The organism is Paraburkholderia sp. RAU6.4a (genome assembly GCF_050435625.1).
Classification (GTDB): domain Bacteria; phylum Pseudomonadota; class Gammaproteobacteria; order Burkholderiales; family Burkholderiaceae; genus Paraburkholderia; species Paraburkholderia tuberum.
The window spans coordinates 685,720-711,475 of sequence record NZ_JBNDKQ010000002.1; the positions used below are offsets into that span (position 1 = coordinate 685,720).

A 25,756-nucleotide genomic window follows, 5' to 3' on the forward strand; every position below is an offset into this window, starting at 1 on the left:
ACGGCACGCAAGCGCGGAGCGCGCTCGAGCCGCGCTGATGGGGTCGGTCACGCGAAGCCGGCTTCGCCGAACGCATCGTCGTCGAGCAGCAGCGCGTCGGCCACGATGACGGCGTCCGCCGACGGCAACGGCACGCCAGTGCCGAACCTCAAATGCGCTTCGCGCACCGGCGCGAACGATCGCCGATGATGCTCGCACGGCCCATGCTCGCGCAGCGCCGCGAGATGCTGCGGCGTGCCATAACCGGCATGCGCGTCGAAGCCGTACATCGGATACGCCTGGTGCAGTTCGACCAGCATGCGGTCGCGCGTGACCTTCGCGAGAATCGACGCCGCCGAGATGCTCTTCACGAGCGCGTCGCCGCCAATCACCGCCTCGCTACGGATGCTGAGCGTCGGGCAACGGTTGCCGTCGATCTTCACGAGCGTCGGCACGACCGACAGGCCCTCGACCGCGCGCTTCATCGCGAGCATGGTGGCGTGCAGGATGTTCAGCGAATCGATTTCCTCGACTGTCGCCGACGCGACGCAGTACGCGAGCGCACGCTCGACGATCTTGTCGTACAGCGCTTCACGCTTGAGTGCGCTCAGCACCTTCGAATCGTCGAGGCCACGGATCATCGGTTTGGCGGGATCGAAAATCACCGCCGCCGCGACGACCGGACCGGCCAGCGGTCCGCGCCCTGCCTCGTCGACGCCGCAGACGATGTCGTCGGCGCTCTCGAAGTTCAGGCCGGCTTGCGCCACTACCCGAACGGTGGCCGCGATCTTCCGGCGAGGCGCGCCCGCGGCGGTCATGGCCGCCCCGCCCGCTGCTCGACGACGCTCGCCACGACTTCGGCCGCGCGCTGCGCGGTGTTCTGCTTCAGCACGTGATGCATCTCCGTGAAGATTTCCTTCAGCGTGCGCCGGTTCGCCTCGTCGCGCAACTGTTTCAGCGTCGCCTCGGCGAGCGCCTGCGGCGTCGCGAAGTGCTGCAGGATCTCCGGCACCACGAAACGCCCGGCCAGGATGTTCGGCAGGCCGACGTACGGCAGATAGCCCTGGCGGCGCATGATCTGCCCGGTCAGCCAGGGCACCTTGTACGAAATCACCATCGGCTTTTTCAGCAGCGCGGCTTCGAGCGTGACGGTGCCGCTCTTCACGAGAATCGCGTCGGCGGCGGTCATCGCGAGTTGCGACTGGCCTTCGGTGATGGTCAGCGCGAGGCCCGGATGCGCATCGACGAGCGGCTGCAGCAGCGCACGCAACGCGGGCGTCGCCGCCGGCATCACGAAGCGCACGCTGGGCTCCTGGTGCTGCATCATCTCCATCGCCGCGAAGAACGTCGGGCCGATCAGGTCGATCTCGGAGCGCCGGCTGCCCGGCAGCACCGCGATCACCGGCCCGCTTTCCGCGAGACCGAGTGCGCGGCGCGCACCGAGGGTGTCGGGTTCGAGCGGGATCTGATCGGCCAGCGGATGCCCGACGTACGACGCCGCGACACCCGCCTTTTCGAGCAGCGCGGTTTCGAACGGGAACACGCACAGCATGTGGTCGACGGCCTTGGCGATCTTCTTGATGCGCCCGCCACGCCACGCCCAGATGGACGGGCAAACGAAGTGCACGGTCGGAATGCCGGCGTCGCGCAGTGCGTGCTCGAGCCCGAAATTGAAGTCGGGCGCGTCGACGCCGACGAACACGGACGGCGGTTCGGCGAGCAACTGACGCTTGAGCTCATTGCGGATACCGAGGATTTCAGGAATGTGCCGCAGTGCTTCGACATAGCCGCGCACCGTCAGCTTTTTCCATCGGCCAGTGGGCGTCGAAGCCCGCGGCGATCATGCGCGGACCGCCGATGCCGTAGTACTGCGTGGCGGCCGGCAACCGGCTGGCGAGGCCGTCGAGCAGCGACGCGGCGAGCAGGTCGCCGGACGGCTCGCCGGCCACCATCGCGACGCGCAGCGGACTGGGTTGCAACGTCATCGGTTAGCGGATGATGCCGCGCTGCGACGCTTCGACGAACGCGAGCAGCGTCTGCACCGGGGCGTCGCCGTCACCGCCGGCCGAACCGAGTTCCTTCAGTTGCACCTTCGCTTCTTCGAGCGACAGGCCGTTCTTGTACAGCACGCGATACGCGGTGCGCAGCACCGAGATCGCGTCGGCCGAGAAGCCGCGGCGACGCAGCCCTTCGACGTTGATGCCGTGCGGCTCGGCCTTGTTGCCCGCGGCGATCACATACGGCGGCACGTCCTGCACGAGCGCCGACGCGCCGCCGAGCATCGAATGCGCACCGATGCGCACGAACTGATGCACGCCCGACATGCCGCCGATGATCGCGTAGTCGCCGATCGTCACGTGACCGGCCATCTGCGCGTTGCTCGACAGGATCACGTTGTTGCCGACGTGGCAGTCGTGACCGATGTGCACGTAGGCCATGATCCAGTTGTCGTCGCCGAGCGTGGTGACGCCCGCGTCCTGCACCGTGCCGGTGTGGATCGTCGTGAACTCGCGGATCATGTTGCGGTTGCCGATCACGAGCCTGGTCGGCTCGTCCTGGTACTTCATGTCCTGCGGACGTCCGCCGACCGATGCGTAATGGCCGATGCGGTTGTCTTCGCCGAGCGTGGTATAGCCTTCGATCACGCTGTGCGAGCCGACCGTGCTGCGCGCACCGATCGTCACGTGTGCGCCGATCACCGCATAGGGCCCGACTTCGACGGATTCGTCCAGCTGCGCGCCCGCTTCGATGATCGCGGTGGGATGGATCCTGCTCATGCGTCCTCGCTTCTGATTCTGTTGCGTTGTGTGGATGGCCTTGCCGTCAGGGCCGCCGCGCCGCGACCTGCCCCGACGCGGGCTTTACGCGTCTTTGTCCGTGTGGCGCACCGCGCACATCAGATCGGCTTCCGCCGCGACGACGCCATCCACTTCGGCGCGCGCCTTGAACTTCCAGATGCCGCGCATGTGACGCTCGAACGTGCAGTTCAGGATCAGCTGATCGCCCGGTTCCACCACGCGCTTGAAGCGCGCGTTGTCGATGCCGACGAACAGGTACAGCGTGTTCGACGGATCGCTCGGCTCTTCCGAGAACGTCAGCAGCGCCGCGGTCTGCGCGAGGGCTTCGAGGATCAGCACGCCTGGCATCACCGGCCGCGTCGGGAAATGTCCCTGGAAATACGGCTCATTGATCGACACGTTCTTCAACGCTTTGATGCTCTTGTGCGGTTCGAGTTCGAGCACCCGGTCGACCAGCAGGATCGGATAACGATGCGGCAGCAGCGTGAGAATCTTATGAATGTCGAGATTGATTTTTTCGGTGCTCATGGTGTTTCTGCTCACGCATTGACTGCGCGATGATGACTGCGGATGCTGGTGCAGGTGGGTTGAAAACGCGCACGACCGGCGCCTCTGATGACCGGTGGTCGTGCCACCCGGTCACGGCCACCGGCTTTGCTTCACGATGCTCGACCAGTATTTTACGCGGTGCCGATGGGTCGCCGGGATAACTGTCAGATCTTGTTGCCTGCGGGTTGACCTGCGGCGCCGTCAGTGGCATTGCCGGCTTTGTCGACGGTGGCGTTCTCCAGCGCTTTGATGCGATCGCGAAGCTTGTCGATATTGCGCAGCAGCGCGGCGCTTTTGTTCCAGTCCGCGTGGTTCACGGCCGGGAACGCGCTCGTGTACATGCCGGGCTTCAGCAGCGACTTCGACACGCCCGACTTTGCGGTGACGATCACGTAATCGGCGAGCGTCACGTGTCCGGCAATGCCGACCGCGCCGCCGATCATGCAATGACGGCCGATGGTCGTGCTGCCCGCGATGCCCGCGCAGCCCGCGATCACCGTGTAGGCGCCGACCTTGCAGTTGTGGCCGATCTGCACGAGGTTGTCGATCTTCACGCACTCCTCGATGATCGTGTCGGCCATCGCGCCGCGGTCGATCGTGGTGTTCGCGCCGATTTCGACGTCGTTCGCGATCGACACGCCGCCGACCTGGGGAATCTTGACCCAACTGCCGGTGCGTGCGTCGCCCTCGCCGACGAAGTCGGGCGCGAAGCCGAAGCCGTCCGAGCCGATCACCGCGCCCGCGTGGACGATCACGCGCTCGCCGAGCTTGCAGCCGTGGTACACGGTCACGTTCGGATACAGATGTGAGTTCGCCCCGACGCGGGTGCCGCGGCCGATTACGACGTTGGCGTCGAGCCGCGCGTGCTCGCCGATCACTGCGCCCGCTTCCACGGTGACACGCGGACCGATCACCGCGCTCGCGGCGACCTGGGCGGAAGGATCGATGGTTGCGCTCGGATGCACGCCGGGGACCGCCCTCGGCGCGGCCAGGTCGATGAAGGTTTGCGCGATGCGCGCAAAGTAAGCGTAGGGATTCGGCGTGACGATGAAGTTTCGAGCTTCGCGCGAGGCGAGCTTCGCAAGGTCGCCGGCATTGATCAGCACTGCGCCGGCGCGGGTCGTTTCGACCTGCGACAGATACTTCGGATTGGCGAGGAACGCCAACTGGTCCGGGCCGGCCTGGTCGAGCGGCGCAAGACTGCTCACGCGCTGCGCCCCGTTACCGACTACTTCACCGCCGAACCGCTGGACGATGTCCTCGAGCGTAAATGCCATGCCTATCCTGTCTCCAATGTCGACCAGAGTTGGCGCTTTAGCGCTTACTCTGGTCCCATTCAAATCATTGCGAGGGCGCGCGCCGAGGCGTGCGGGGCGACCGTGCGCCGCCCTCAGTCGCCCTCATTGCCCTTAGTTGCCCTCAGTTGCCCGATGCCGCAAGTGCCTTCAGCACCTGGTCGGTGATATCGATGCGCGGGCTCACGTACACCGCTTCCTGGACGATCAGATCGTAGTGCTGCGTTTCGGCGATCTGCTTGATGACCTTGTTCGCGCGATCGAGCACCGCCGCGAGTTCCTCGTTGCGGCGCTGGTTCAGGTCTTCGCGGAACTCACGCTGCTTGCGTTGGAAGTCCGAGTCGAGCTGCGACAGGTCGCGCTGCTTTTGCGCGCGATCGGTCGCCGACATTGTCGCGCCATTCTTGTCGAGTGCATCGGACATCGACTTGAGCTTTTGCGCCATGTCGGCGAGATCCTTGTCCCGCTTCGCGAATTCGGCCTCGAGCTTCAGCTGCGCGGCTTTCGCCGCCGCCGATTCGCGCAGGATGCGGTCGGAATTCACCGCGGCGATCCTCGCCTCCTGCGCGTGCGCCATGCCGACCCCGAGGGTCATTGCCAGCGCCAATGCGCACGCTACACGTTTCGAAAACATACCGGTTAGCAAAGTCATCCTCTCGATACTGTAGTTTGGCCGGGTCCGCCGCCGCAGCCGGCCGCCGGCAATGCCGGCCGCCGGGAACACCCGCCGCCCGATCAGAACGCCGTCCCGATCTGGAACTGGAACTTCTGGTACTGGTCGCCAGTGTGCTTCGTGAGCGGGAAGCCCAGGCTCAACTTGAGCGGGCCGATCGGCGAGATCCACGCGAGACCCACACCGTAGCCGTAACGCAGGCCATTTGCGCCGATGCTGTTACCTTCCGTTCCCCACACGTTACCGGCGTCGAGGAACGTGAACACACGCAGCGTGCGATCGTAGCCCGTGCCCGGCAGTGGGAACGTGAGCTCGATATTGCCGACGAGCAGCTTCGAGCCGCCGATCGGGTCGTTGGTCTTCGCGTCTCGCGGACCGAGCGAGCTCGGCTCGTAGCCGCGCACCGAACCGATACCGCCGGCGAAGTAGTTCTTGAAGATCGGATAAGGCTTGCCGCCGAGGCCGTTACCGTAGCCGCCCTGGAAGTTGAAGCCCAGCACGAAGCCACGCGCGAACGAGTAATAGTACTGCGCGTTGATGTCGGCCTTGTAGTACTGCGTGCCCCCGATCGGCGTGCCGTACTCGGCGTTCGCCTGCGTGAAGTAGCCGCGGCTCGGCACCAGCGCGCTGTCACGCGCGTCGCGCGACCAACCGACCGTCAGCGGTACGTTGTTCGACACGCGGCCGAACTGGTTCACGTAGTCGATATAGCTTTGCGGCGTATTCGAGTCGATGTCGAGCTGGTTCTGCTCGAAACCGACGCCGAAAAACACCGTGTCGACTTCGGAGAACGGAATGCCGAACTTCAGGTCACCGCCAATCGTGACGATCTTGAAGCTCGAATCGGTCGAATAGTACAGCGGCTGGTACGTGCGGTAGTAGACGTCGGTGATCCGCTTGATGCCGTCCACCGTGAAGTACGGGTCGACCTGCGTGACCGTCAGCGTACGGTACGTCTTCGCGGTATTGATGTTCACCGAGAGGCTCGTGCCGGAGCCGAACACGTTGTCCTGCGAGATACCCGCCGACAGCACCACCTTGTCCGTCGATGAGAAGCCCGCGCCAAGCGTGATCGCGCCGGTCGGTTTTTCGGCGACCTTCACGTCGATGTCGACCTGGTCGGGCGTGCCTTCGACCGGTACCGTGGTCACGTCGACGTCGGTGAAGTAGCCGAGACGGTTGATACGGTCCTTCGACAGCGCGAGGCGGTTCGAATCGAACCACGAGCTTTCGAGCTGGCGCATTTCGCGGCGCACCACTTCGTCGCGCGTGCGCGTGTTGCCGACCACGTTGATGCGGCGCACGTACACGCGACGGCTCGGGTCGACCTGAAGCGTCAGGTCGACGGTGTGGTTGTTCTGGTCGATCTGCGGCTGTGCATTGACGGTCGCGAACGCGTAGCCGTACTCGCCGAGCTTGTCGACGATCGCCTTCGTGGTGGCCTGCAGCTTTTCGGCCGAGAAGCGGTCGCCCGGCTTGATCTTGATCAGCTTCTTCAGTTCCGCTTCGCGGTCGAGCAGATTGCCGGCGAGGCGGATGTTCGAAATCGTGTACGGCTGACCTTCATGCAGCGTGACCGTCAGGTACATGTCCTTCTTGTCCGGCGAAATCGACACCTGGGTCGATTCGATGCTGAACTCGAGATAGCCGCGGTTCAGGTAGTACGAGCGGACGTTCTCGAGGTCGCCGGTGAGCTTGTCTTTCGCGTACAGGTCGTTCTTCGTGTACCACGAGAACCAGTTCGGCGTGGACAGCTGCATTTCGTCGCGCAACGTGCCGGTGCTGAATGTCTTGTTGCCGATGAAGTTGATCTGACGGATCTTCGCGCTCGGACCTTCGGCCACCGAGAACAGGATGCCGACGCGGTTGCGGTCGATCGGCGTGATCGTCGTGGTGACTTCGGCCGCGTAAAAACCGCGCGTCAGATACTGGCGCTTCAGTTCCTGCTCGGCCTTGTCGACGAGGGCCTTGTCGTAGTAGCGACCTTGCGACAGCCCGACCGCGCGCAGCGCCTTGATCAGGTTGTCCTTGTCGAACTCGTGGATACCGGCGAAGTCGATCGTGCCGATGGCCGGGCGCTCTTGCACCTGCACGATCACCACGTTGCCTTCGGTCGCGATCTTGACGTCGTTGAAGAAGCCCGTCGCGTACAGCGCGCGAATCGCTTCGGACGCCTTGTCGTCGGAAAAGGTATCGCCTTGCTTGATGGGCAGGTACGCGAACACCGTGCCCGGTTCGACGCGTTGCAATCCCTCAATGCGAATGTCTTGCACCACGAAGGGCGTCGTTGCGTGAGCAACCAGCCCATGCGCGGCGAACGCCGCGGCTACAACCGTCTTTGGACCAAAGCGATGAGGTTTGAACAACGTGCTTCCCCAGTATGTATAGCTGCATCAGGCCTGGCGGCCGCCCTCGTGAACGCCGCCGGACACTTTAAAAATGGATTAAACGAGCCAGATCGTTGAACAGCGCAATCGCCGACAACGCGACGATGCAGGCAAGCCCCGCCCTCTGAAAAACGAGTTGCCAGCGATCGGAGACAACTTTACCGGTCACAGCTTCAACCAAATAATATAACAGATGACCCCCATCCAATACCGGAATTGGTAGCAGGTTCAGCACGCCGAGGCTAATGCTGACAAGGGCCAGGAACGACAGAAACGCGGCAGGACCCAGACGTGCGCTCTTTCCCGCGTAGTCGGCGATCGTCACCGGACCGGACAGATTCTTCAGCGATGCCTCGCCGACGATCATCCGGCCGAACATCCTGACCGAGTACACCGCGAGATCCCAGGTACGGCGCGCGCCGAGGTGGAGGCTCTCGAGCGGCCCGTAGCGCACGTCGATCGACGGCACCTGGGTCGCCAGCTCCGCGCCGATGCGGCCGATCTGCTGCCCGCTCGCCGCATCGCGCTGCAGTTGCGGCACGATGGTGATTTCTTCGAGCGCGCCCGCCGCATGACCGCCACGGCCCCCGCGCTCCACCCGCAGCGTGACCGGCACGCCGGCGTGCGATTTTACAAAAGCGATGAAGGCCGAGGCATTATCGGTCGGCGTGCCGTTGATCGCGCGCAGCCGGTCGCCGGCGACGAGCCCCGCCTTTTGCGCGGCGCTGCCCGCCTGCACGCCCGCCACCGTCAGCTTGCCGCCGCCGGGCTCGAAGCCGAGGCGCGACATCAGATCGTCGTCGACGTCTTTCTCGCCGAGGCCGCGCAGGTCCATCGGAAAATCGGACGTGCCGTGCGCGTCTTTTGCACTGAGCACGACGCGCTGCTGATCGAACGCGGCGCCGAGCAGTTTCCAGCGCAGATCCGACCACGACCGCACCGGCTCGGTCTCATCGCTATGGCCGGTGCGCACACCGACGATGGTCTCGCCGCCCTCGAAGCCCGCCAGCGCGGCCGGCGTGTTCGGCGCGGGTGTCGCGATCACGGCGGCCGGTTCGGTCACGCCAGTTGCGAACACGAGCGCGAACAGCACGATCGCGAGCAGGAAATTCGCGACCGGACCGGCCGCGACGATCGCGAAGCGCCGCCACACCGACTGGCGGTTGAACGCATGCGGCAGATCCGCTTCGGGAATCGAACCGGGGCCGGTCTCGCGCTCGTCGAGCATCTTCACGTAGCCGCCGAGCGGCAGCGCGGCAATCGTCCACTCGGTGCCCGTCTTCGGACTGACCCACTGAACGAGCGGCTTGCCGAAGCCGATCGAGAAGCGCAGCACCTTCACGCCGCACAGACGCGCGACGCTGTAGTGCCCGTACTCGTGGACTACCACGAGTACGCCAATCGCAACCGCGAAAGCGAGCAGTTCGATCAGCAGATTCATAAACGCCTCACTGGACGGCGCGTTCCGTGCGACGGGCGCCGTCAGGCAGACGCGCGATGAATTCGGTAGCAGCTCGGCGCGCGGCGGCGTCCGCTTCGATGACGTCGTCGAGCGCGTGCGCGCTGCGGTTCGGCAACGCGTTCAGCACCGAGTCGACCGCCTCGGCAATCGCCATGAAGCCGATGCGGCGCGCGAGAAATGCCTCCACCGCGATCTCGTTCGCGGCGTTCAACGCCGCGCTCGCGACGCCGCCTTCCGCAAGCGCCTTCATGGCGAGCGCGAGGCACGGGAAGCGCGCGTAGTCGGGTTTTTCGAACGACAGCGACGCGATCTCCGCGAGATCGAGCTGCGCGACTCCGGAATCGACGCGATCCGGAAACGCGAGCGCGTGCGCGATCGGCGTGCGCATGTCGGGGTTGCCGAGCTGCGCGAGCACCGAACCGTCCGCGTACGACACCAGCGAATGAATCACGCTCTGCGGATGGATCAGCACCTCGATGCGCTCGCCGGGCAGGTTGAACAGCCAGTGCGCCTCGATCACTTCGAGGCCCTTGTTCATCATCGTGGCCGAGTCGACCGAGATCTTGCGGCCCATCACCCAGTTCGGATGCTTGCAGGCTTCGTCAGGCGTCACGTCGACGAGCGTGGCCGGTTCGCGCGTGCGGAACGGGCCGCCCGATGCGGTCAGGATGATCTTTGAAACGCCGCCATGCAGCGACGCTTCACGCGGCAGGCATTGGAAAATCGCGTTGTGTTCGCTGTCGACCGGCAGCAGCACCGCGCCGTGGTCGCGCACCGCGTCCATGAAGATCGCGCCGGACATCACCAGCGCTTCCTTGTTCGCGAGCAGGATACGCTTGCCGGCGCGCGCCGCGGCAAGGCTCGGCGCGAGACCGGCCGCGCCGACGATCGCCGCGACCACCGTGTCGCAGCCCTCGCTCTTCGCGACGTCGACGAGCGCCTGCGGCCCGTACGTGACCTCGGTCTTGCTGCCCGCTTCGCGCAGCTTCGCGGCGACCTTCGCGGCCGTGTCGGCGTCGCCGACCACCGCCACTTCGGGCGCGAACCGCAGGCATTGCCCGACGAGCTTGTCGCCGTTGCGATGCGCGCTCAGCGCGTAAATCGAAAACCGCTCGGGATGACGCGCGACCACGTCGAGCGTACTGTCTCCAATCGAGCCCGTAGAACCGAGCAATGTCAGACGTTTTTGCATATCTCTTTCTCTAGCCGAGCAGCAGCATGGCGAGCGGCAGCACCGGCAACAACGCGTCGATGCGATCGAGCACGCCGCCGTGCCCCGGCAACAGGCCGCTCGAGTCTTTGACGCCGGCCTGACGTTTCATCAGCGATTCGAACAGATCACCGACCACGCTGAAAACCACCAGCAGGGTCAGCGCGAGCACCGTGCGCAGCGCACCCAGTTGCGCCAGCAGCGCAGAATACAGGGTCGGCTCGAACGCGTGCAAAAAGATCGCCGCGGCCGCGACGATCATGACCAGCAGCCAGCCGCCGATCGCCCCCTCCCAGGTTTTACCCGGACTGATCGCTGGCGCCAGCTTGTGCTTGCCAAATGCCTTCCCGGAGAAGTATGCGCCGATATCGGCGAGCCATACCAATAGCAGCAGCGACAGCACGAACGGCACACCCTGCATGCGCGCGGCGACGAGAGCATGCCAGCACGCGATGAAACCGACGATTCCGGCAAGAAACAGAAACGCGCGCCACGCGCCCTGCGCGAGCACGGGCTTGCGCAGCAGCACGAATGGACCGGCGATCACCCAGAAAATCGCCGCCGCCTGGAAGAACGGCCGCGCAGGCTCGGTGCCGATGCCCACCCGCGTACTGGTGACGAGTCCGAGTGCCGCGACGAGCGCGTACAGCACCGGACCCGCGCCACCGAGCTTCAGCAGGCGCGCCCACTCCCACGCTGCGAACACGACGACGAAAGCGATCAGCGCGCCGAATGCGCCGACAGGCGCGAACAGCGTGACAGGCAGGAACACTGCCAGCAACACGATCGCCGTGATGACACGGGTTTTTAGCATGGAAGCGAATCGACGTTCTGCGATTGCGGCTCGAGCTGAGCACTGGTGCGGCCGAAGCGGCGTTCCCGCTCCGTGTACGAAGCGATGGCGTGACCGAGCGCGTCGGCGTCGAAATCCGGCCAGAACGTGTCGGTGAAATAGAACTCGGTGTAGGCAAGCTGCCACAGCAGGAAGTTGCTGACGCGGCGCTCGCCGCCGGTGCGGATGAACAGGTCCGGCTCGGGTGCGTAGGCCATCGACAGGTGCTCGGCGAACGCGTCCTCGTTGACCTCGACCGGCTTGCCCGCCGCCGCTTGCTCGACGAGCTTGCGGGTGGCCTGCATGATGTCCCAGCGCCCGCCGTAGTTCGCGGCGATGGTCAGCGTGAGACGGGTGTTGCGCGCGGTCTTGGTTTCCGCGCGCTTGATCAGATCGCGGATCTTGTCGTCGAAACGCTCGAGATCGCCGACCACGCGCAAACGGATCCCGTTCGCGTGCAGCTTGCCGATCTCGCGCTCGAGCGCGGTGACGAACAGGCGCATCAGGAACGATACCTCCTCGTTCGGACGGCGCCAGTTCTCCGAGCTGAACGCGAACAGCGTCAGATATTCGACGCCCCGCCGCGCGCACGCCTCGACGGCCGCCCGCACCGCGTCGACGCCGCGCGTATGGCCCGCCACGCGGGGCAGACGCCGCTGCGTGGCCCAACGGCCGTTGCCATCCATGATGATCGCGATATGTCGCGGCACCGCGGCGACTTCAGGCACGCGCACGGTTGAGCTGGTATAGGTCATGGCCGTCGGGACAGTAATGCCAGTAAAGAAGTGGAAATCAGAAGGTGCTGAGCCGAACGGCGTCAGACCGTCATGATCTCGGCTTCTTTCGTTGTGACGAGCTTGTCGATTTCGGCGACGAACTTGTCCGTCAGCTTCTGGACGTCGTCACCGGCACGACGCTCGTCGTCTTCCGAGATTTCCTTGTCCTTGACGAGCTTCTTCAGTTGCTCGTTGGCGTCGCGGCGCAGGTTGCGCACGGCCACCTTGGCCGTTTCGGCTTCGCTGCGAACGACCTTGGTCAGCTCGCGGCGACGCTCTTCAGTCAACGCGGGCATCGGTACGCGGATCACATCGCCATGGGTAGCTGGGTTCAGACCGAGATCCGACTCGCGGATCGCCTTTTCGACGACCTGGACCATCTTCTTTTCCCACGGCTGCACGCCGATCGTGCGCGCGTCGATCAGCGTCAGGTTCGCGACCTGCGAAATCGGCACCGGCGAGCCATAGTAGTCGCACTGGATATGATCGAGCAGGCCCGTGTGCGCACGGCCCGTGCGGATCTTCGACAGGTCGTTCCTGAACGCGTCGATGGAGCGCTGCATCTTCTGTTCAGCGCCCTTCCTGATATCAGCCACAGACATTTTTAAACCTCCGAACCTTCAAAACGGTGCGAGCCGCCCGGCACGCGCGATGCGGCGGCCCGGGCTCGCGTCAAAGCCCACGTAATGTAAACGAAGTTTACACGTGGACGAGGGTGCCCTCGTCCTCGCCTAGCACGATGCGCTTGAGCGCACCGGGTTTGACGATCGAAAACACGCGGATCGGCAGCTTCTGGTCGCGGCACAGAGCGAAAGCCGTCGCGTCCATCACCTGCAGATTGCGGCCGATTGCCTCATCGAAGCTGATCGTGCTGTAGCGGGTCGCGCTCGAATCCTTCTTCGGATCGGCCGAATAGACGCCGTCCACCTTGGTCGCCTTCAGCACCACTTCCGCGCCGATTTCCGCGCCGCGCAATGCAGCGGCCGTGTCGGTCGTGAAGAACGGGTTGCCGGTGCCGGCCGCGAAGATCACGACCTTGCCTTCCTCGAGCTGGCGGATCGCGCGGGGCCGGATGTACGGCTCGACGACCTGGTCCATGCGCAGCGCCGATTGCACGCGCGCCTCGATGCCGGCGTGACGCATCGCGTCCTGCAGCGCCAGCGCGTTCATCATCGTGGCGAGCATACCCATGTAGTCGGCCGTTGCGCGGTCCATACCCGCCGCACCGCCCGCGACGCCGCGAAAAATATTGCCGCCGCCGATCACCACGGCCAGTTGCGTTCCGAGACGGACCACTTCGGCCACGTCCGCCACCATTCGTTCGATGGTTCCGCGATTGATGCCGAAGGCATCGTCGCCCATCAGAGCTTCACCGGAGAGTTTGAGCAGGACGCGTTTATAGGCAGTGGGCATAGGGGTATCCAGATCGCGCAGAACAGGGCAACAACAAGGGACTAATGTAGGGGTGAAATGCTGATTCGGGCAAGCACCGCCAAATTGGCGAACCCTGAGGTTCGCCAGCGGCGGCCGCGCGGCGAGGGTCAACTCGTGCGCGGCCTTGCGGCGCCGCCGACCGCGGCGAGGTCTTGCCTCGCCGCGGGTCCAAACGGTACGGCGGTGAAGCTTGGGTAACGCTTATTGTTGCTTTGCAGCAGCGACCTGGGCGGCCACTTCCGCTGCGAAGTCGTCCTGCTTCTTCTCGATGCCTTCGCCGACCACGAACAGCGCGAACTTCTGCACGCTCGAGTTGCCCGCCTTCAGCATCTGCTCGATCGTCTGCTTGTCGTTCTTCACGAACGTCTGGTTCAGCAGCGACACTTCCTTCAGGTACTTCTGCACGGTGCCGTCGACCATCTTGGCAACGATTTCAGCTGGCTTGCCCGATTCGGCGGCCTTCTGTTCAGCGATGCTGCGTTCCTTGGCGATCAGGTCCGCCGGCACGTCGTCCGACGACAGCGAGACCGGCTTCATCGCAGCGATGTGCATCGCCACGTCCTTGCCGACCTGTTCGTCCGCGCCGGTGTACTCGACCAGCACGCCGATGCGCGTGCCGTGCAGGTACGCCGCCAGCTTGTTCGCGGTGTCGAAGCGCACGAAACGGCGGATCGACAGGTTTTCGCCGATCTTGCCGACCAGCGCGAGGCGCACTGCGTCGACGGTTTGGCCGTCGAGCGGCAGGGCTGACAGCGCCGCGACGTCAGCCGGGTTTTGCGTCGCGATGAGTTCGGCGATCTTCTTCGAGAACGCGAGGAAGTCGTCGTTCTTCGAGACGAAGTCGGTTTCGCAGTTCAGCTCGACGAGCGAACCAGCGTTGCCGTTGATGAACGATGCGACGACACCTTCGGCCGTCACGCGCGATGCCGCCTTGGTCGCCTTGTTGCCGAGCTTCACGCGCAGCAGTTCTTCAGCGCGCGCCAGATCGCCGTCGGCTTCCGTCAGCGCCTTCTTGCATTCCATCATCGGCGCGTCGGTCTTCGCGCGCAGTTCTGCAACCATGCTTGCGGTAATTGCCGCCATCATTTGCTCCTTGAGTTCTGTCTGTCACACGCCGCCCGCATTTCGATGCCGGCGACAGGAATTCGTTTCAGCGTTTTCGCGTATTTTTTGCGAGCGACGCGCCTCACGTCGCCCCGAGCACTCTGCCAGATGCCCGTTACAACAACTGTCATAGACGTCGCGACTTAAAAAAAGGGGGCCTGTAGAAAGCCCCCTTTTATGCCGGACACTGGGCAGCCTTACGCTTCCGGGTTGACCTCGACGAACTCGTCGCCGTCGCCGCCACGCGCAGCCTGGACCACTTCGTTGACCGCGTTGGCACGGCCTTCGAGGATCGCATCGGCCACGCCAGCCGCGTACAGGGCGACGGCCTTGCTGGCGTCGTCGTTACCCGGGATCACGTAGTCCACACCTTCCGGCGAGTGGTTCGTATCGACCACGGCGATGACCGGAATGCCGAGCTTGTTTGCTTCGGTCACGGCAATCTTGTGGTAGCCGACGTCAACCACGAAGATCGCGTCCGGAATGCCGCCCATGTCCTTCACGCCGCCGATCGACTTCTGCAGCTTGGCCATTTCACGTTCGAACAGAAGCGCTTCCTTCTTGCTCATGCGCTCGGTTTCACCGGCTTCCAGCGCCGCTTCCATGTCCTTCAGGCGCTTGATCGAAACCTTCAGCGTCTTGAAGTTGGTCAGCATGCCGCCGAGCCAGCGCGCGTTCACGAACGGCATACCAGCGCGCTGCGCTTCCTGGGCGATCGTGTCACGCGATTGACGCTTCGTACCGACGAACAGGATCGTGCCGCGGTTCGATGCCAGCTGACGCGCGTACTTCAGCGCGTCGTTGTACATCGGCAGCGTCTTTTCGAGGTTGATGATGTGAATCTTGTTGCGATGACCGAAAATGAAGGGGGCCATCTTCGGGTTCCAGAAGCGGGTCTGGTGACCGAAATGGACACCTGCTTCCAGCATTTGACGCATCGTAACTGCCATGAAATTCTCCACGAGGGTTGGGTCTTAAACCGGCTGCCGTATCGGCCGCGCCCGCCTCTACCTTGGCTGGAACGCGACGACACCCTGGGTGCGCCGGCTTGCGAATTGGTTGCCTGACACGACTTTCTCTCACTCACGACACCCAACAACCGGAGTGCCGCGAGAAGCCGCTCCGCCCAGCTGCCATGCGCGAATTTCGGACTCGCGAATAAAAGCGGACTAGGACCGACTTAGCCAAAGAGTATAGCACGCGAGGACCGGCTGACTCAACCGGCCCGACCACCGGCCGATGGTCCTACGCACGGGACCGCGCCGCCGGGCCCGAAGCCCGGCCTGGCGTCCTTTGGGCCGCCAATTTGCCGATTCTGGCGCTTTTCGCCCATTGCCGCCCGATCCAGCGCAACGACCCGGCCCCCACTGCTGTAAAATGGCTCGATTCCGCCACGCGCGGGGGGCATTAAGGATCGACCGGCATTCCGTGCCCGGCAGACGCCCCTCCGCCCGGCCACCGCAACACCCAGCAGGCCTTATCCAGCAAGGCTTCCGAGGAAACCATGGCTATCACCATCAAAAACGAAGACGATATCGCGAAGATGCGCGTCGCCTGCCGGCTCGCGAGCGAAGTGCTCGACTACATCACGCCGTTCGTCAAGGCCGGCGTCACCACTGGCGAGCTCGACCGTCTGTGTCACGAATACATGCTGAAGGACCAGGGCACGGTCCCCGCGCCGCTGAATTATCAGCCGCCCGGCTACCCGCCCTACCCGAAAGCCACCTGCATTTCCGTCAACGACGTGATCTGCCACGGCATTCCGGGCGACAAGGCGCTCAAAACCGGCGACGCGCTGAACATCGACATCACCGTGATCAAGGACGGCTATTTCGGCGACACGAGCCGCATGTTCATCGTCGGCGAAGGGTCGATCATGGCAAAGCGCCTCGTGCAAGCCACTTTCGAATGCATGTGGCTCGGCATCGACCAGGTGCGACCCGGCGCGCATCTCGGCGACATCGGCTATGCGATCCAGAAGCACGCCGAAGGCCTCGGCTACAGCGTGGTGCGCGAATATTGCGGACACGGCATCGGCACCGTATTCCACGAAGATCCGCAGATCCTGCACTACGGTCGCCCCGGCACCGGGTTCGAACTGCAGGCCGGTATGATCTTCACGATCGAGCCGATGATCAACGCCGGCCGCCGTGACATCCGCACGATGCCCGACCAGTGGACCGTCAAGACCAAGGACCGCAGCCTGTCCGCGCAGTGGGAGCACACGGTGCTCGTCACCGAGACCGGCCACGACGTGCTGACCGTGTCGGCCGGCACGCCGGCGCGTCCGCCCGTGGTCGCGGCCACGGCCTGACCGATTCCGACCACACCGCCTTCCTGCCAATGAGTAGCGTTCCAGCCGTCGCCCCCTCCCATGCCTCGTCGCTCAAGGCGGACTACAAAGTGGCCAAAGCCCAGTTGCTGGAACGCTTCCGAACGTCCACCAACGTCGACGCGTTGATGGCCGCCCTCGCGCGCGCCACGGACCATTCGCTGCGCGCCGCCTGGGACACCTGCGAGCTGCCCGACGACCTCGCGCTGGTCGCGGTTGGCGGCTATGGGCGCGGCGAACTCGCGCCGCACTCCGACATCGACATCCTGGTGCTGTTGCCCGACGCGCGGCTCGAGCATCTGGACGCGCGCATCGAGCGCTTCATCAGTCTCGCGTGGGATCTCGGGCTGGAACTCGGCAGCAGCGTGCGCAGCGTGTCGCAATGCATCGAGGAAGCGGCCAACGACGTCACGGTGCGTACCTCGCTGCTGGAAGCGCGCCGCATCACCGGCAGCACCGCACTGTTCGACGATTTCGCCCGGCGCTACCGTGCGGCGCTCGACCCGAAGGCGTTCTTCCAGGCGAAGGTGCTCGAAATGCGCCAGCGTCACGCGAAGTTTCAGGACACGCCCTACGCGCTCGAGCCGAACATCAAGGAAAGCCCGGGCGGGCTGCGCGACCTGCAGCTGATCCTGTGGATCACACAGGCGGCCGGCTTCGGCAGCAGCTGGCGCGAACTCGAAGCACGCGGACTCATCACCGAGCGCGAGGCGCGCGAGCTGCGCCACAACGAAGGCTTTCTGAAGTCGCTGCGTGCGCGGCTGCACGTGATCGCCGGGCGCCGCCAGGACATCCTGGTGTTCGACCTGCAGACGCCGGTCGCGGAAAGCTTCGGCCTCAAGCCGACCGCGACCAAGCGCGCGAGCGAGCAGCTGATGCGCCGCTACTACTGGGCCGCGAAAGCGGTCACGCAACTCGCGACGATCCTGATCCAGAACATCGAGGCGCAGCTGTTTCCGAGCACGAGCGGCATCACGCGCGTGCTGTCGGATCGCTTCGTCGAAAAGCAGGGCATGCTCGAAATCGCCTCCGACGACGTGTTCCAGCGCGAGCCGAATGCGATCCTCGAGGCGTTCCTGCTATACGAGCGCACCCCCGGCGTGAAGGGACTGTCGGCGCGCACGCTGCGCGCGATCTACAACGCCCGCGACGTGATGGACCAGCACTGGCGGCGCGATCCGGAAAATCGCCGGCTCTTCATGGAAATCCTGAAGCAGCCGGCCGGTATCACGCATGCGTTCCGGTTGATGAACCAGACGAGCGTGCTCGGGCGTTATCTGCTGAATTTCCGGCGCATCGTCGGGCAGATGCAGCACGACCTGTACCACGTGTTCACGGTCGATCAGCACATCCTGATGGTGCTGCGCAATCTGCGCCGCTTCGCGGTCGCCGAGCATGCGCACGAATACCCGTTCTGCAGTCAGTTGATCGTCAACTTCGACCGGCCGTGGGTGCTGTACGTGGCCGCGCTGTTTCATGACATCGCGAAGGGCCGCGGCGGCGATCATTCCACGCTGGGCATGGCCGACGCACGCCGCTTCTGCCGCCAGCACGGCATCGAAGGCGAGGATGGCGAGCTGGTCGTGTGGCTCGTGCAGCAGCATCTGACGATGAGTCAGGTCGCGCAGAAGCAGGACACGAGCGACCCTGAAGTGATCAAGCGCTTCGCCGAGCTGGTCGGCACCGAGCGCCGCCTGACCGCGCTCTATCTGCTGACCGTCGCCGACATCCGCGGCACCAGCCCGAAGGTCTGGAACACGTGGAAAGGCAAGCTGCTCGAAGACCTCTACCGGACCACGCTCGCCGTGCTTGGCGGTGCCCAGCCGGACGCGCATTCCGAGCTGAAGTCGCGCCAGGAAGAGGCGCTCGCGCTGCTGCGTCTCGAAACCGTGCCGGAAGGCGCGCAACGGGCGCTGTGGGACAAGCTGGACGTCGGCTATTTCCTGCGTCACGACGCGGCGGACATCGCGTGGCAGACGCGCGTGCTGTACCGCCACGTCGAAACGCCGACGCCGCTCGTACGCGCGCGGCCGTCGCCGATCGGCGAGGCGCTGCAGGTGCTTGTCTACGTGAAGGACCAGCCCGATCTGTTCGCGGGCATCTGCGCGTATTTCGACCGCAACGGCCTGTCGGTGCTCGATGCGCGCGTCAGTACGACGCGTCACGGCTACGCGCTCGACAACTTCCTCGTCGCGCACACCGAAGAGGACGTGCACTATCGCGACATCGCCAATCTGGTCGAGCAGGAGCTGACCGCGCGCCTCGGGGGCCACGGCACCTTGCTGCCGGGACCGTCGAAGGGCCGGCTGTCACGGCTGTCGCGCACCTTCCCCATTACGCCGCGCGTCGACCTGCGGGCCGATGAGCGCGGCCAATACTACATCCTGTCCGTGTCGGCGAACGACCGGCCGGGCCTTCTTTATTCGATCGCGCGCGTGCTGGCTGAGCACCGGGTCGGCGTCGCCTCGGCGCGGATCAATACGCTCGGCGAACGCGTCGAGGACGTGTTTCTGCTCGAAGGACACAGCCTGTCGGACAACCGCCTGCAAATTCAGGTCGAGACCGAACTACTGCGCGCGATCGCAATGTGAGATTTCATGCGAATCAAATTAACAGCGAAGCATCCGCGGCCGGCGGCGTCCGAACGCGCCCCTGTCCGCCCCGGCAGCGCGTCGGCGCGTAAGCCGACCCGTCCAGCGCGGCCGAAGCCATTCGAGGCCGAGGCCGGCGCGAAGCGTGAAGGCGCGGCATCGACGGGTGGTCGCGCGAAGCGGCCGGTCGGTGCGAAGCCGGCGGGCGCCGGTGCACGCGCGCCGCGTGCCGAAGGGTCGGACGTGCGCGAACGGGGCGCGGCTGCCGCGGGCGCACCGCGCCGCTTCGAAGGTGCGGCTCAGCGAGGCGAGCGCGGAGAACGCGCGCCGCGTCGTTTTGAGGGCGGCGCCGAGCGTGGCGAACGGGCGCCTCGGCGCGATTTCGGCGAACGGACTGAACGCGCGCCGCGTCGTCTCGAAGGCAGCGCTGAGCGTGGCGAACGCGGGCCTCGGCGCGATTTCGGCGAACGGACTGAACGCGCGCCGCGTCGTCTCGAAGGCAGCGCTGAGCGCGGTGAACGCGGGCCTCGGCGCGATTTCGGCGAACGGACTGAACGCGCGCCGCGTCGTCTCGAAGGCAGCGCTGAGCGTGGCGAACGCGCTCCTCGACGCGATTTCGGCGAACGGACTGAACGCGCGCCGCGTCGTCTCGAAGGCAGCGCTGAGCGTGGCGAACGCGGGCCTCGGCGCGATTTCGGCGAACGGACTGAACGCGCGCCGCGTCGTTTCGAAGGCAACGCTGAGCGTGGTGAACGCGCTCCTCGGCGCGAATTCGGCGAACGGACTGAACGCGCGCCGCGTCGTTTCGAAGGCAGCGCTGAGCGTGGCGAACGCGCTCCTCGGCGCGAATTCGGCGAGCGTGCAGAACGCGCACCCCGTCGTTTCGAGGGCAATGCGGAGCGCGGCGAGCGCGCACCGCGCAGTTTTGGTGAGCGCGCACCGGGCCGCGACGCCGGCGAACGCCGTCCGTTCAGCGGTCCGCGTCCAGGCACAGGCAGGCCGTCGGAAGGCGGCGCGCGTGGCGATCGTCCGGTGCGCCGGGAGCGCGAGGCCGCCGACCGTCCGCGCTTCGGTAGCGATCGCGGTGAGCCGCAGGAGCGTCGCAGTGGCGATCGAGGCGCGCGCAGCGACAGCACCTTGCGCCGCTTCGAAAGCGAGCGTGGCGAGCGCAGCTTCGCGAAGCCGGCAAAAGAAGGCGGCTACGGCGAACGCACCGAGCGTCGCGAGCGCCCTGCGCGCGGCTTCGACGACACGTTGCCGGCCGCGAACCGCCGCTTCGGCGACGACCGACCAGCCCGCGCCGCCAAGCCGCGAGCCTCGGCATCAGCAACCGCCCGCCCCGTCGACACCACCATCGACACCCCGCACCCGCCCCGCCGCGATCGTGAAGACGCGCCGGGCATGCTGCGTCTGTCGAAGCTGATGTCCAAGCTCGGCCTGTGCTCGCGTCGCGAGGCCGACGAATGGATCGAGAAAGGCTGGGTCATGGTCGACGGCGAGCGCGTCGATACGCTCGGCACGAAGGTGTTCCCGGATCAGCGCATCGACATCGACCCGGCCGCCGAAGCCTTTCAGTCGAGCCAGGTGACCGTGATCGTTCACAAGCCGGTCGGGCTCGTGTCGGGCCAGGCGGAGGACGGCTATCAGCCGGCCATCACGCTCGTCACGCCGGAGAATCGCTGGGAAGGCGACCGTTCGGGGATCCCCTTCTCGGCGTCGCATCTGCGTCAGCTCGCGCCGGCCGGGCGTCTCGACATCGATTCGACGGGCCTGCTCGTGCTGACGCAGGACGGCCGCATCGCGAAGCAACTGATCGGCGGTCACTCGGACGTGGACAAGGAGTATCTGGTGCGCGTCGCCTACGGCGATCATACGGTCGACGTCGAAAGCCATTTCCCGGCCGAAAAACTCGCGCTGCTGCGCCACGGCCTGTCGCTCGACGACGTCGCGCTGAAGCCCGCGCAGGTCAGCTGGCAGAACGGCGAGCAGCTGCGTTTCGTGCTGCGCGAAGGCAAGAAGCGTCAGATTCGCCGCATGTGCGAACTGGTCGGTCTCGAGGTGGTGGGCCTGAAGCGTGTGCGCGTGGGCCAGGTGATGCTCGGCGCGCTGCCGCCGGGACAGTGGCGCTATCTGTCGGAAGGCGAGTCGTTCTGAGGTCCGTCCAATGTGCCTCCTTGCTGAGAGAGGGCGCATCGGCACAACAAAAAACCCACGCACTTTGGCGTGGGTTTTTTGTTGGCGGCAGCCGTGTCAGTCGTCGCTATTCGTATCGAGATCCGGGAACAGGACCTCCGTAAAGCCGAACTTCGAGAAATCGGTAATCCGCATCGGATACAGCTTGCCGATCAGATGATCGCATTCGTGCTGCACAACCCGCGCGTGAAAACCCTCGGCGACCCGGTCGATCGGATTGCCGAACTGATCGAAGCCGTGATAACGGATCATCGAAAACCGGCTCACCACGCCGCGCAGCCCCGGCACCGACAGGCAACCTTCCCAGCTTTCTTCCATGTCCTGCGAGACCGGCGTGACGGTCGGGTTGATCAGCACCGTTTCGGGCACCGGCGGCGCGTCCGGATAGCGCTCGTTCGAACCGAAGCCGAAGATCACCACCTGCAGATCGACGCCGATCTGCGGCGCGGCGAGACCCGCGCCGTTCGCCGCGTGCATGGTCTCGAACATGTCTTCCACGAGCCGGTGCAGCTCGGGCGTGTCGAAGTGATCGACCGGCTCGGCGATTCGCAGCAGGCGCGGATCGCCCATCTTCAGAATGTCGTGAATCATCAGTGCCCCTCCAGGAGCTTGCGCATACCATCTTCGTCGAGTACGGGGATGCCGAGTTCCTCGGCCTTCGAAAGTTTGCTGCCCGCGTCGGCCCCCGCCACCACGTAACTGGTTTTCTTCGATACCGACCCCGCCACCTTCGCGCCGGCCGCCTCGAGCATATCCTTCGCGTCCTCGCGCGACAGGTTTGGCAGCGTTCCGGTCAGCACGACCGTCTGCCCGGCCAGCACGCCCTGCGGCGCCTTCGGCGCTGGTGGCCCCTCGGGCCACGTGACCTTGCCCGGCGCGCGCAGCTGTTCGATCACCGTGCGGTTGTGGTCCTCGGCGAAGAACTGGTGGATCGATTCGGCGACGACCGGCCCCACGTCGTTGACTTCGAGCAGTTCCTCCAGCGACGCATCCATGATCGGATCGAGCGAGCCGAAGTGCTTCGCGAGATCCTTCGCGGTCGATTCGCCGACATGGCGAATGCCCAACGCGTAGATAAAGCGCGCGAGCGACGTGTGCCTGGCCTTGTCGAGCGAGTCGAGCAGGTTCTGCGCGGACTTTTCGGCGAAGCGGTCGAGTTCCGCGAGCGTGCGTGAAGCCGAGATTGAACAGATCGGCCGGCGTGCGCACCAGGTTCTGTTCGACCAGTTGATCGATGATCTTCTCGCCGAGGCCGTCGATATCGAGCGCGCGCCGCTGCGCGAAGTGCCACAACGCCTGCTTGCGCTGCGCCGGACAGAAGAGCCCGCCCGTGCAGCGCGCGATCGCCTCGTCGGGCAGCCGCTCGATCGCCGAACCGCACACCGGGCACTGCGTCGGCATCACGAACTCGCGCGCGTCGGCCGGACGACGCTCGAGCAGCGAGCTGACCACCTCCGGAATCACGTCGCCGGCGCGCCGCACGATCACCGTGTCGCCGATGCGGATGTCCTTGCGGCGCACTTCATCCTCGTTGTGCAAGGTCGCATTCGTGACCGTCGCGCCGCCGACGAACACCGGTTCCAGCCGCGCGACCGGCGTGATCGCGCCGGTGCGGCCGACCTGCACGTCGATCGCGACGAGCTTCGTCAGCGCTTCCTGCGCGGGGAATTTGTGCGCGAGCGCGAAGCGCGGCGCGCGCGACACGAAACCGAGCGCATCCTGCTCGTCGCGCCGGTTGACCTTGTAGACCACGCCGTCGATGTCGTAGGGGAGCCTGTCGCGCTTCTCGCCGACCGCGTGGAAGAAGCCGAGCAGGCCTTCGGCGCCCTGCACGACCGCGCGCTCGCCATTGACCGGCAAGCCCATCTCCTTGTACCAGTCGAGCAGTTCGCTATGGGTGGCCGGCATCTCGATGCCTTCGAGCACTCCGATGCCATACGCGAAAAACGACAGCGGCCGCTGCGCGGTGATCTTCGAATCGAGCTGCCGCAAGCTGCCCGCCGCCGCATTGCGCGGGTTTGCGAATTCGCGTTGTTCGGCGGTGCGCTGGCGTTCGTTCAGGCGCTCGAAATCGCGCTTGAACATCAGCACTTCGCCGCGCACGTCGAGCACGCGCGGCACGCGCTTACCCTTCAGCTTCAACGGAATCGAGCGGATCGTGCGGACGTTTTCGGTGACGTTCTCGCCGGTCGTGCCGTCACCGCGCGTGGAGGCCTGCACGAACACGCCGTCGGCGTAGCGCAGCGAGATCGCGAGGCCGTCGAATTTCAGCTCGGCCGCGTAGTCGACGGGAGCCGGCGGCTCGCTCGCGTTGTTGCCGAGCGCGTCGCCGATGCGCTTGTCGAACGCGACGATGTCTTCGTCGGCGAAACCGTTGTTCAACGACAGCATCGGCAGATCGTGCACGACCGGCTCGAAACCGCTCGCGGCCTCGCCGCCGACGCGCTGCGTCGGCGAATCCGGCACGATCAGATCGGGATGCTCGGCCTCGATGCGCTCCAGCTCCTTGAACAGCTTGTCGTACTCGGCGTCCGGCAGGTCCGGTTGATCGAGCACGTAATACGCGTAGTTCGCGCGTTCGAGTTCCGCGCGCAACCACACGGCCCGCTCGGCCGGAGCGCTGGTTGCGGAAGGAGGGACGGAGGATCGGGCCATGCTGTCGGAAGCTTCACGAGAAGAAAGTCGGACATCGGATTATCGCAGGAAGCGTGCCCCTTTACATCGCTGAATCGGGGCGGGCCGCGCTGCGACGCAAGCCGGAAACGACGACGGCCGCACATCGTGCGGCCGTCGTCAAAACGCGTAGAACGCTGCAAAAGGCCTACTGGCTGAACAGGCGCCGCGTGGCCGGCGAACCCGCCGGAATACCCGCCTGTTCGAGCTTCGCGTACAGCGTCATCAACTGTTTTTCGATCGCGAGCAGCGCGCTTTCCGGCAGCGGCCGGCGACCGTCGTCGACCACGCGTCCGCCGATGCGCTCGGCCAGCGACTTCGCGTAATCGCACATCAGCCGGAACGGCAGGATGTCTTCGTCGGCGACCGGCACGTCGAGCACCAGCGTGATCATCTCGCCGCCTTTGTACGTGAGGTCGTCGCGCAGGAAGTTGGTGTCGCCGAACTGCAGCATGAACACCGGGCTTTGCCGCGAGTCGAGCTTGACGAAGCGGGTGCCGTCGCGCGACAGCAGCAGACCGTCCTGCGACGCGACCGCCTGCACGTAGTTGGCCGACCACGGCGCGCCGTCCGACAGCACGTTGATCGACAACTGCGCGTCGCACTGGGCGGCAAAGCCGTCGAGCTCGCGCGCCATCGCGACGGTTTCGAGCATGTCGGGGAATTCCGGCGCCGCGTCGAGCGCATCGGCGAACTGCTGTACGCCGGTCACGAACTCGGAAAATTCGAGCTCGTTCAGCGCGCCGCTACGGTTCGCGAGCTGCGCGGCCGCGCGCAGCTCTTCATAGCGCGTGCCGTTCTGCAGCAGCTCCCACGAGTCGCCGCCTTCGGGTTTGCCTTCGATGTGCACGGGCTTGCTGCCCGCCCGACGCAAGCGCTGCGCGAGCGGAAGCACCTTGTCGCCGGCCACGGGGCCGTTCAGCCGGATCGGCACGATACAGTCGATGCGTCGATCGACGATCGCGGGCGGCGCCGACGAAATCGTCGTGGCGGCCGGCAGGATCGGTTCGACCCGCTCGTGCCCGGCGGACGCGGGCTGGGCCGCGGGCGCTTCGGCCGTGGGCCGCTTCGCGTGCGCGCCCGGCGCCGCCGCAGGTTCGCCTTCGCCCACGGTATCGGCGTCCGCCGCTGGATAACCGTTCGGCGACGTCATCTCGGCCTGGATATCGGCCGGTGTATCGAGCGGTGCGGCGCCCGCGCCGAACGTCGGCTCGACGCGCGCCGCGGTCCGGTCCGCGGCCGCCTCGGCGCTCACGCTCGGCTCGCGCCGCGTGGTCGGCCGGGCCGGCTCGATGAACGGGCTCTGCTCCTCATGCTCGTCCCGCGCAAAGCTCTCGGCGGTGTCGGCCGGCATCGGCCGCGGCATCTTGCGGCGCACCTTCGCGCCCTGCCACGCGTTGTACACGACCACGCCCCCCACCACCACGGCACCCGCGCCGATCAAACCGAGTGTCAACTCGTCCATGCA

At 65.4% G+C, this 25,756-nt stretch carries 19 protein-coding genes and 2 pseudogenes; 3 read left to right on the plus strand and 18 right to left on the minus strand.

Annotated features, from left to right (window positions below; translation table 11 throughout):
• Positions 1 to 47: 47 nt before the first annotated feature.
• The 15 genes and pseudogenes from rnhB to rpsB form a co-directional block, all read right to left on the minus strand.
• Positions 48 to 797 (minus strand): ribonuclease HII, encoded by a 750-nt coding sequence (rnhB, locus tag OKW40_RS07865; RefSeq protein ID WP_090800573.1) that lies wholly within the window; start codon positions 795 to 797, stop codon positions 48 to 50.
• Positions 794 to 1,964: pseudogene (lpxB, locus tag OKW40_RS07870) on the minus strand (lipid-A-disaccharide synthase). The gene rnhB and the pseudogene lpxB overlap by 4 nt, the downstream one beginning before the upstream one ends.
• Before the next feature lie 3 nt (positions 1,965 to 1,967).
• Positions 1,968 to 2,756 (minus strand): acyl-ACP--UDP-N-acetylglucosamine O-acyltransferase, encoded by a 789-nt coding sequence (lpxA, locus tag OKW40_RS07875; protein ID WP_184056892.1) that lies wholly within the window; start codon positions 2,754 to 2,756, stop codon positions 1,968 to 1,970.
• An 84-nt stretch (positions 2,757 to 2,840) separates the two neighbouring features.
• Entirely contained in the window at positions 2,841 to 3,305 is a 465-nt protein-coding gene (gene fabZ / locus OKW40_RS07880; protein ID WP_006048683.1) for a 3-hydroxyacyl-ACP dehydratase FabZ, read from the minus strand.
• A gap of 185 nt (positions 3,306 to 3,490) precedes the next feature.
• Positions 3,491 to 4,603 (minus strand): UDP-3-O-(3-hydroxymyristoyl)glucosamine N-acyltransferase, encoded by a 1,113-nt coding sequence (gene lpxD, locus OKW40_RS07885; RefSeq protein ID WP_090800579.1) that lies wholly within the window; start codon positions 4,601 to 4,603, stop codon positions 3,491 to 3,493.
• A 142-nt stretch (positions 4,604 to 4,745) separates the two neighbouring features.
• Positions 4,746 to 5,267 (minus strand): OmpH family outer membrane protein, encoded by a 522-nt coding sequence (locus tag OKW40_RS07890; protein ID WP_026225318.1) that lies wholly within the window; start codon positions 5,265 to 5,267, stop codon positions 4,746 to 4,748.
• An 89-nt stretch (positions 5,268 to 5,356) separates the two neighbouring features.
• Positions 5,357 to 7,660, minus strand: a complete 2,304-nt coding sequence (bamA, locus tag OKW40_RS07895; protein WP_184056894.1) for an outer membrane protein assembly factor BamA — start codon at positions 7,658 to 7,660, stop codon at positions 5,357 to 5,359.
• Positions 7,661 to 7,727: 67 nt separating this feature from the next.
• Entirely contained in the window at positions 7,728 to 9,122 is a 1,395-nt protein-coding gene (gene rseP / locus OKW40_RS07900) for an RIP metalloprotease RseP (protein ID WP_429355714.1), read from the minus strand.
• 7 nt (positions 9,123 to 9,129) lie between these two features.
• Positions 9,130 to 10,335, minus strand: a complete 1,206-nt coding sequence (locus tag OKW40_RS07905; protein WP_184056899.1) for a 1-deoxy-D-xylulose-5-phosphate reductoisomerase — start codon at positions 10,333 to 10,335, stop codon at positions 9,130 to 9,132.
• Positions 10,336 to 10,345: 10 nt separating this feature from the next.
• A complete protein-coding gene (locus OKW40_RS07910) occupies positions 10,346 to 11,167 on the minus strand; it encodes a phosphatidate cytidylyltransferase (protein ID WP_184056901.1) in 822 nt (273 codons plus the stop codon).
• The gene (gene uppS / locus OKW40_RS07915; RefSeq protein WP_184022637.1) at positions 11,161 to 11,940 is read right to left on the minus strand and encodes a polyprenyl diphosphate synthase; all 780 of its coding nucleotides are present in this window, start codon (positions 11,938 to 11,940) and stop codon (positions 11,161 to 11,163) included. Before uppS ends, OKW40_RS07910 begins: the two co-directional genes overlap by 7 nt.
• A gap of 62 nt (positions 11,941 to 12,002) precedes the next feature.
• Entirely contained in the window at positions 12,003 to 12,563 is a 561-nt protein-coding gene (gene frr, locus OKW40_RS07920; protein WP_090800586.1) for a ribosome recycling factor, read from the minus strand.
• Between the two features lie 97 nt (positions 12,564 to 12,660).
• On the minus strand, positions 12,661 to 13,374 hold the full coding sequence (gene pyrH, locus OKW40_RS07925) for a UMP kinase (protein WP_090800588.1): 714 nt from the start codon (positions 13,372 to 13,374) through the stop codon (positions 12,661 to 12,663).
• Positions 13,375 to 13,596: 222 nt separating this feature from the next.
• On the minus strand, positions 13,597 to 14,478 hold the full coding sequence (gene tsf, locus OKW40_RS07930; RefSeq protein WP_429489100.1) for a translation elongation factor Ts: 882 nt from the start codon (positions 14,476 to 14,478) through the stop codon (positions 13,597 to 13,599).
• 218 nt (positions 14,479 to 14,696) lie between these two features.
• Positions 14,697 to 15,449: a 30S ribosomal protein S2 gene (gene rpsB / locus OKW40_RS07935; protein ID WP_013089705.1), complete on the minus strand. Its 753-nt coding sequence runs from the start codon at positions 15,447 to 15,449 to the stop codon at positions 14,697 to 14,699.
• A gap of 554 nt (positions 15,450 to 16,003) precedes the next feature.
• Between rpsB and map the strand changes: the two genes are divergently transcribed.
• The 3 genes from map to OKW40_RS07950 are packed head-to-tail and all read left to right on the plus strand — an operon-like array spanning position 16,004 to position 21,576.
• Positions 16,004 to 16,813, plus strand: a complete 810-nt coding sequence (gene map, locus OKW40_RS07940) for a type I methionyl aminopeptidase (RefSeq protein WP_184056903.1) — start codon at positions 16,004 to 16,006, stop codon at positions 16,811 to 16,813.
• A gap of 29 nt (positions 16,814 to 16,842) precedes the next feature.
• Positions 16,843 to 19,422 (plus strand): [protein-PII] uridylyltransferase, encoded by a 2,580-nt coding sequence (locus tag OKW40_RS07945; RefSeq protein WP_184056905.1) that lies wholly within the window; start codon positions 16,843 to 16,845, stop codon positions 19,420 to 19,422.
• A 6-nt stretch (positions 19,423 to 19,428) separates the two neighbouring features.
• A complete protein-coding gene (locus tag OKW40_RS07950; RefSeq protein WP_429489102.1) occupies positions 19,429 to 21,576 on the plus strand; it encodes a pseudouridine synthase in 2,148 nt (715 codons plus the stop codon).
• A 96-nt stretch (positions 21,577 to 21,672) separates the two neighbouring features.
• On the opposite strand, the gene def is transcribed toward OKW40_RS07950, so the two are convergent.
• The 3 genes and pseudogenes from def to OKW40_RS07965 all read right to left on the minus strand — a co-directional run bounded on the left by def (position 21,673) and on the right by OKW40_RS07965 (position 25,753).
• Positions 21,673 to 22,206, minus strand: coding sequence for a peptide deformylase (gene def / locus OKW40_RS07955; RefSeq protein ID WP_090800596.1), 534 nt, complete (start codon positions 22,204 to 22,206; stop codon positions 21,673 to 21,675).
• Positions 22,206 to 24,270 (minus strand): annotated as a pseudogene (ligA, locus tag OKW40_RS07960) (NAD-dependent DNA ligase LigA). The gene def and the pseudogene ligA overlap by 1 nt, the downstream one beginning before the upstream one ends.
• Before the next feature lie 166 nt (positions 24,271 to 24,436).
• Entirely contained in the window at positions 24,437 to 25,753 is a 1,317-nt protein-coding gene (locus OKW40_RS07965) for a cell division protein ZipA C-terminal FtsZ-binding domain-containing protein (protein ID WP_429489104.1), read from the minus strand.
• Between the last annotated feature and the right edge of the window lie 3 nt (positions 25,754 to 25,756).

Coding starts and splice junctions, on each gene's coding strand:
- lpxA (WP_184056892.1), bottom strand. CDS start 2,756: ATGAGCAGGATCCATCCCACCGCGATCATCGAAGCGGGCGCGCAGCTG.
- frr (WP_090800586.1), bottom strand. CDS start 12,563: ATGTCTGTGGCTGATATCAGGAAGGGCGCTGAACAGAAGATGCAGCGC.
- OKW40_RS07905 (WP_184056899.1), bottom strand. CDS start 10,335: ATGCAAAAACGTCTGACATTGCTCGGTTCTACGGGCTCGATTGGAGAC.
- uppS (WP_184022637.1), bottom strand. CDS start 11,940: ATGACCTATACCAGCTCAACCGTGCGCGTGCCTGAAGTCGCCGCGGTG.
- OKW40_RS07910 (WP_184056901.1), bottom strand. CDS start 11,167: ATGCTAAAAACCCGTGTCATCACGGCGATCGTGTTGCTGGCAGTGTTC.
- rseP (WP_429355714.1), bottom strand. CDS start 9,122: ATGAATCTGCTGATCGAACTGCTCGCTTTCGCGGTTGCGATTGGCGTA.
- OKW40_RS07965 (WP_429489104.1), bottom strand. CDS start 25,753: ATGGACGAGTTGACACTCGGTTTGATCGGCGCGGGTGCCGTGGTGGTG.
- lpxD (WP_090800579.1), bottom strand. CDS start 4,603: ATGGCATTTACGCTCGAGGACATCGTCCAGCGGTTCGGCGGTGAAGTA.
- fabZ (WP_006048683.1), bottom strand. CDS start 3,305: ATGAGCACCGAAAAAATCAATCTCGACATTCATAAGATTCTCACGCTG.
- OKW40_RS07950 (WP_429489102.1), top strand. CDS start 19,429: ATGCGAATCAAATTAACAGCGAAGCATCCGCGGCCGGCGGCGTCCGAA.
- rnhB (WP_090800573.1), bottom strand. CDS start 797: ATGACCGCCGCGGGCGCGCCTCGCCGGAAGATCGCGGCCACCGTTCGG.
- tsf (WP_429489100.1), bottom strand. CDS start 14,478: ATGGCGGCAATTACCGCAAGCATGGTTGCAGAACTGCGCGCGAAGACC.
- rpsB (WP_013089705.1), bottom strand. CDS start 15,449: ATGGCAGTTACGATGCGTCAAATGCTGGAAGCAGGTGTCCATTTCGGT.
- pyrH (WP_090800588.1), bottom strand. CDS start 13,374: ATGCCCACTGCCTATAAACGCGTCCTGCTCAAACTCTCCGGTGAAGCT.
- def (WP_090800596.1), bottom strand. CDS start 22,206: ATGATTCACGACATTCTGAAGATGGGCGATCCGCGCCTGCTGCGAATC.
- OKW40_RS07945 (WP_184056905.1), top strand. CDS start 16,843: ATGAGTAGCGTTCCAGCCGTCGCCCCCTCCCATGCCTCGTCGCTCAAG.
- map (WP_184056903.1), top strand. CDS start 16,004: ATGGCTATCACCATCAAAAACGAAGACGATATCGCGAAGATGCGCGTC.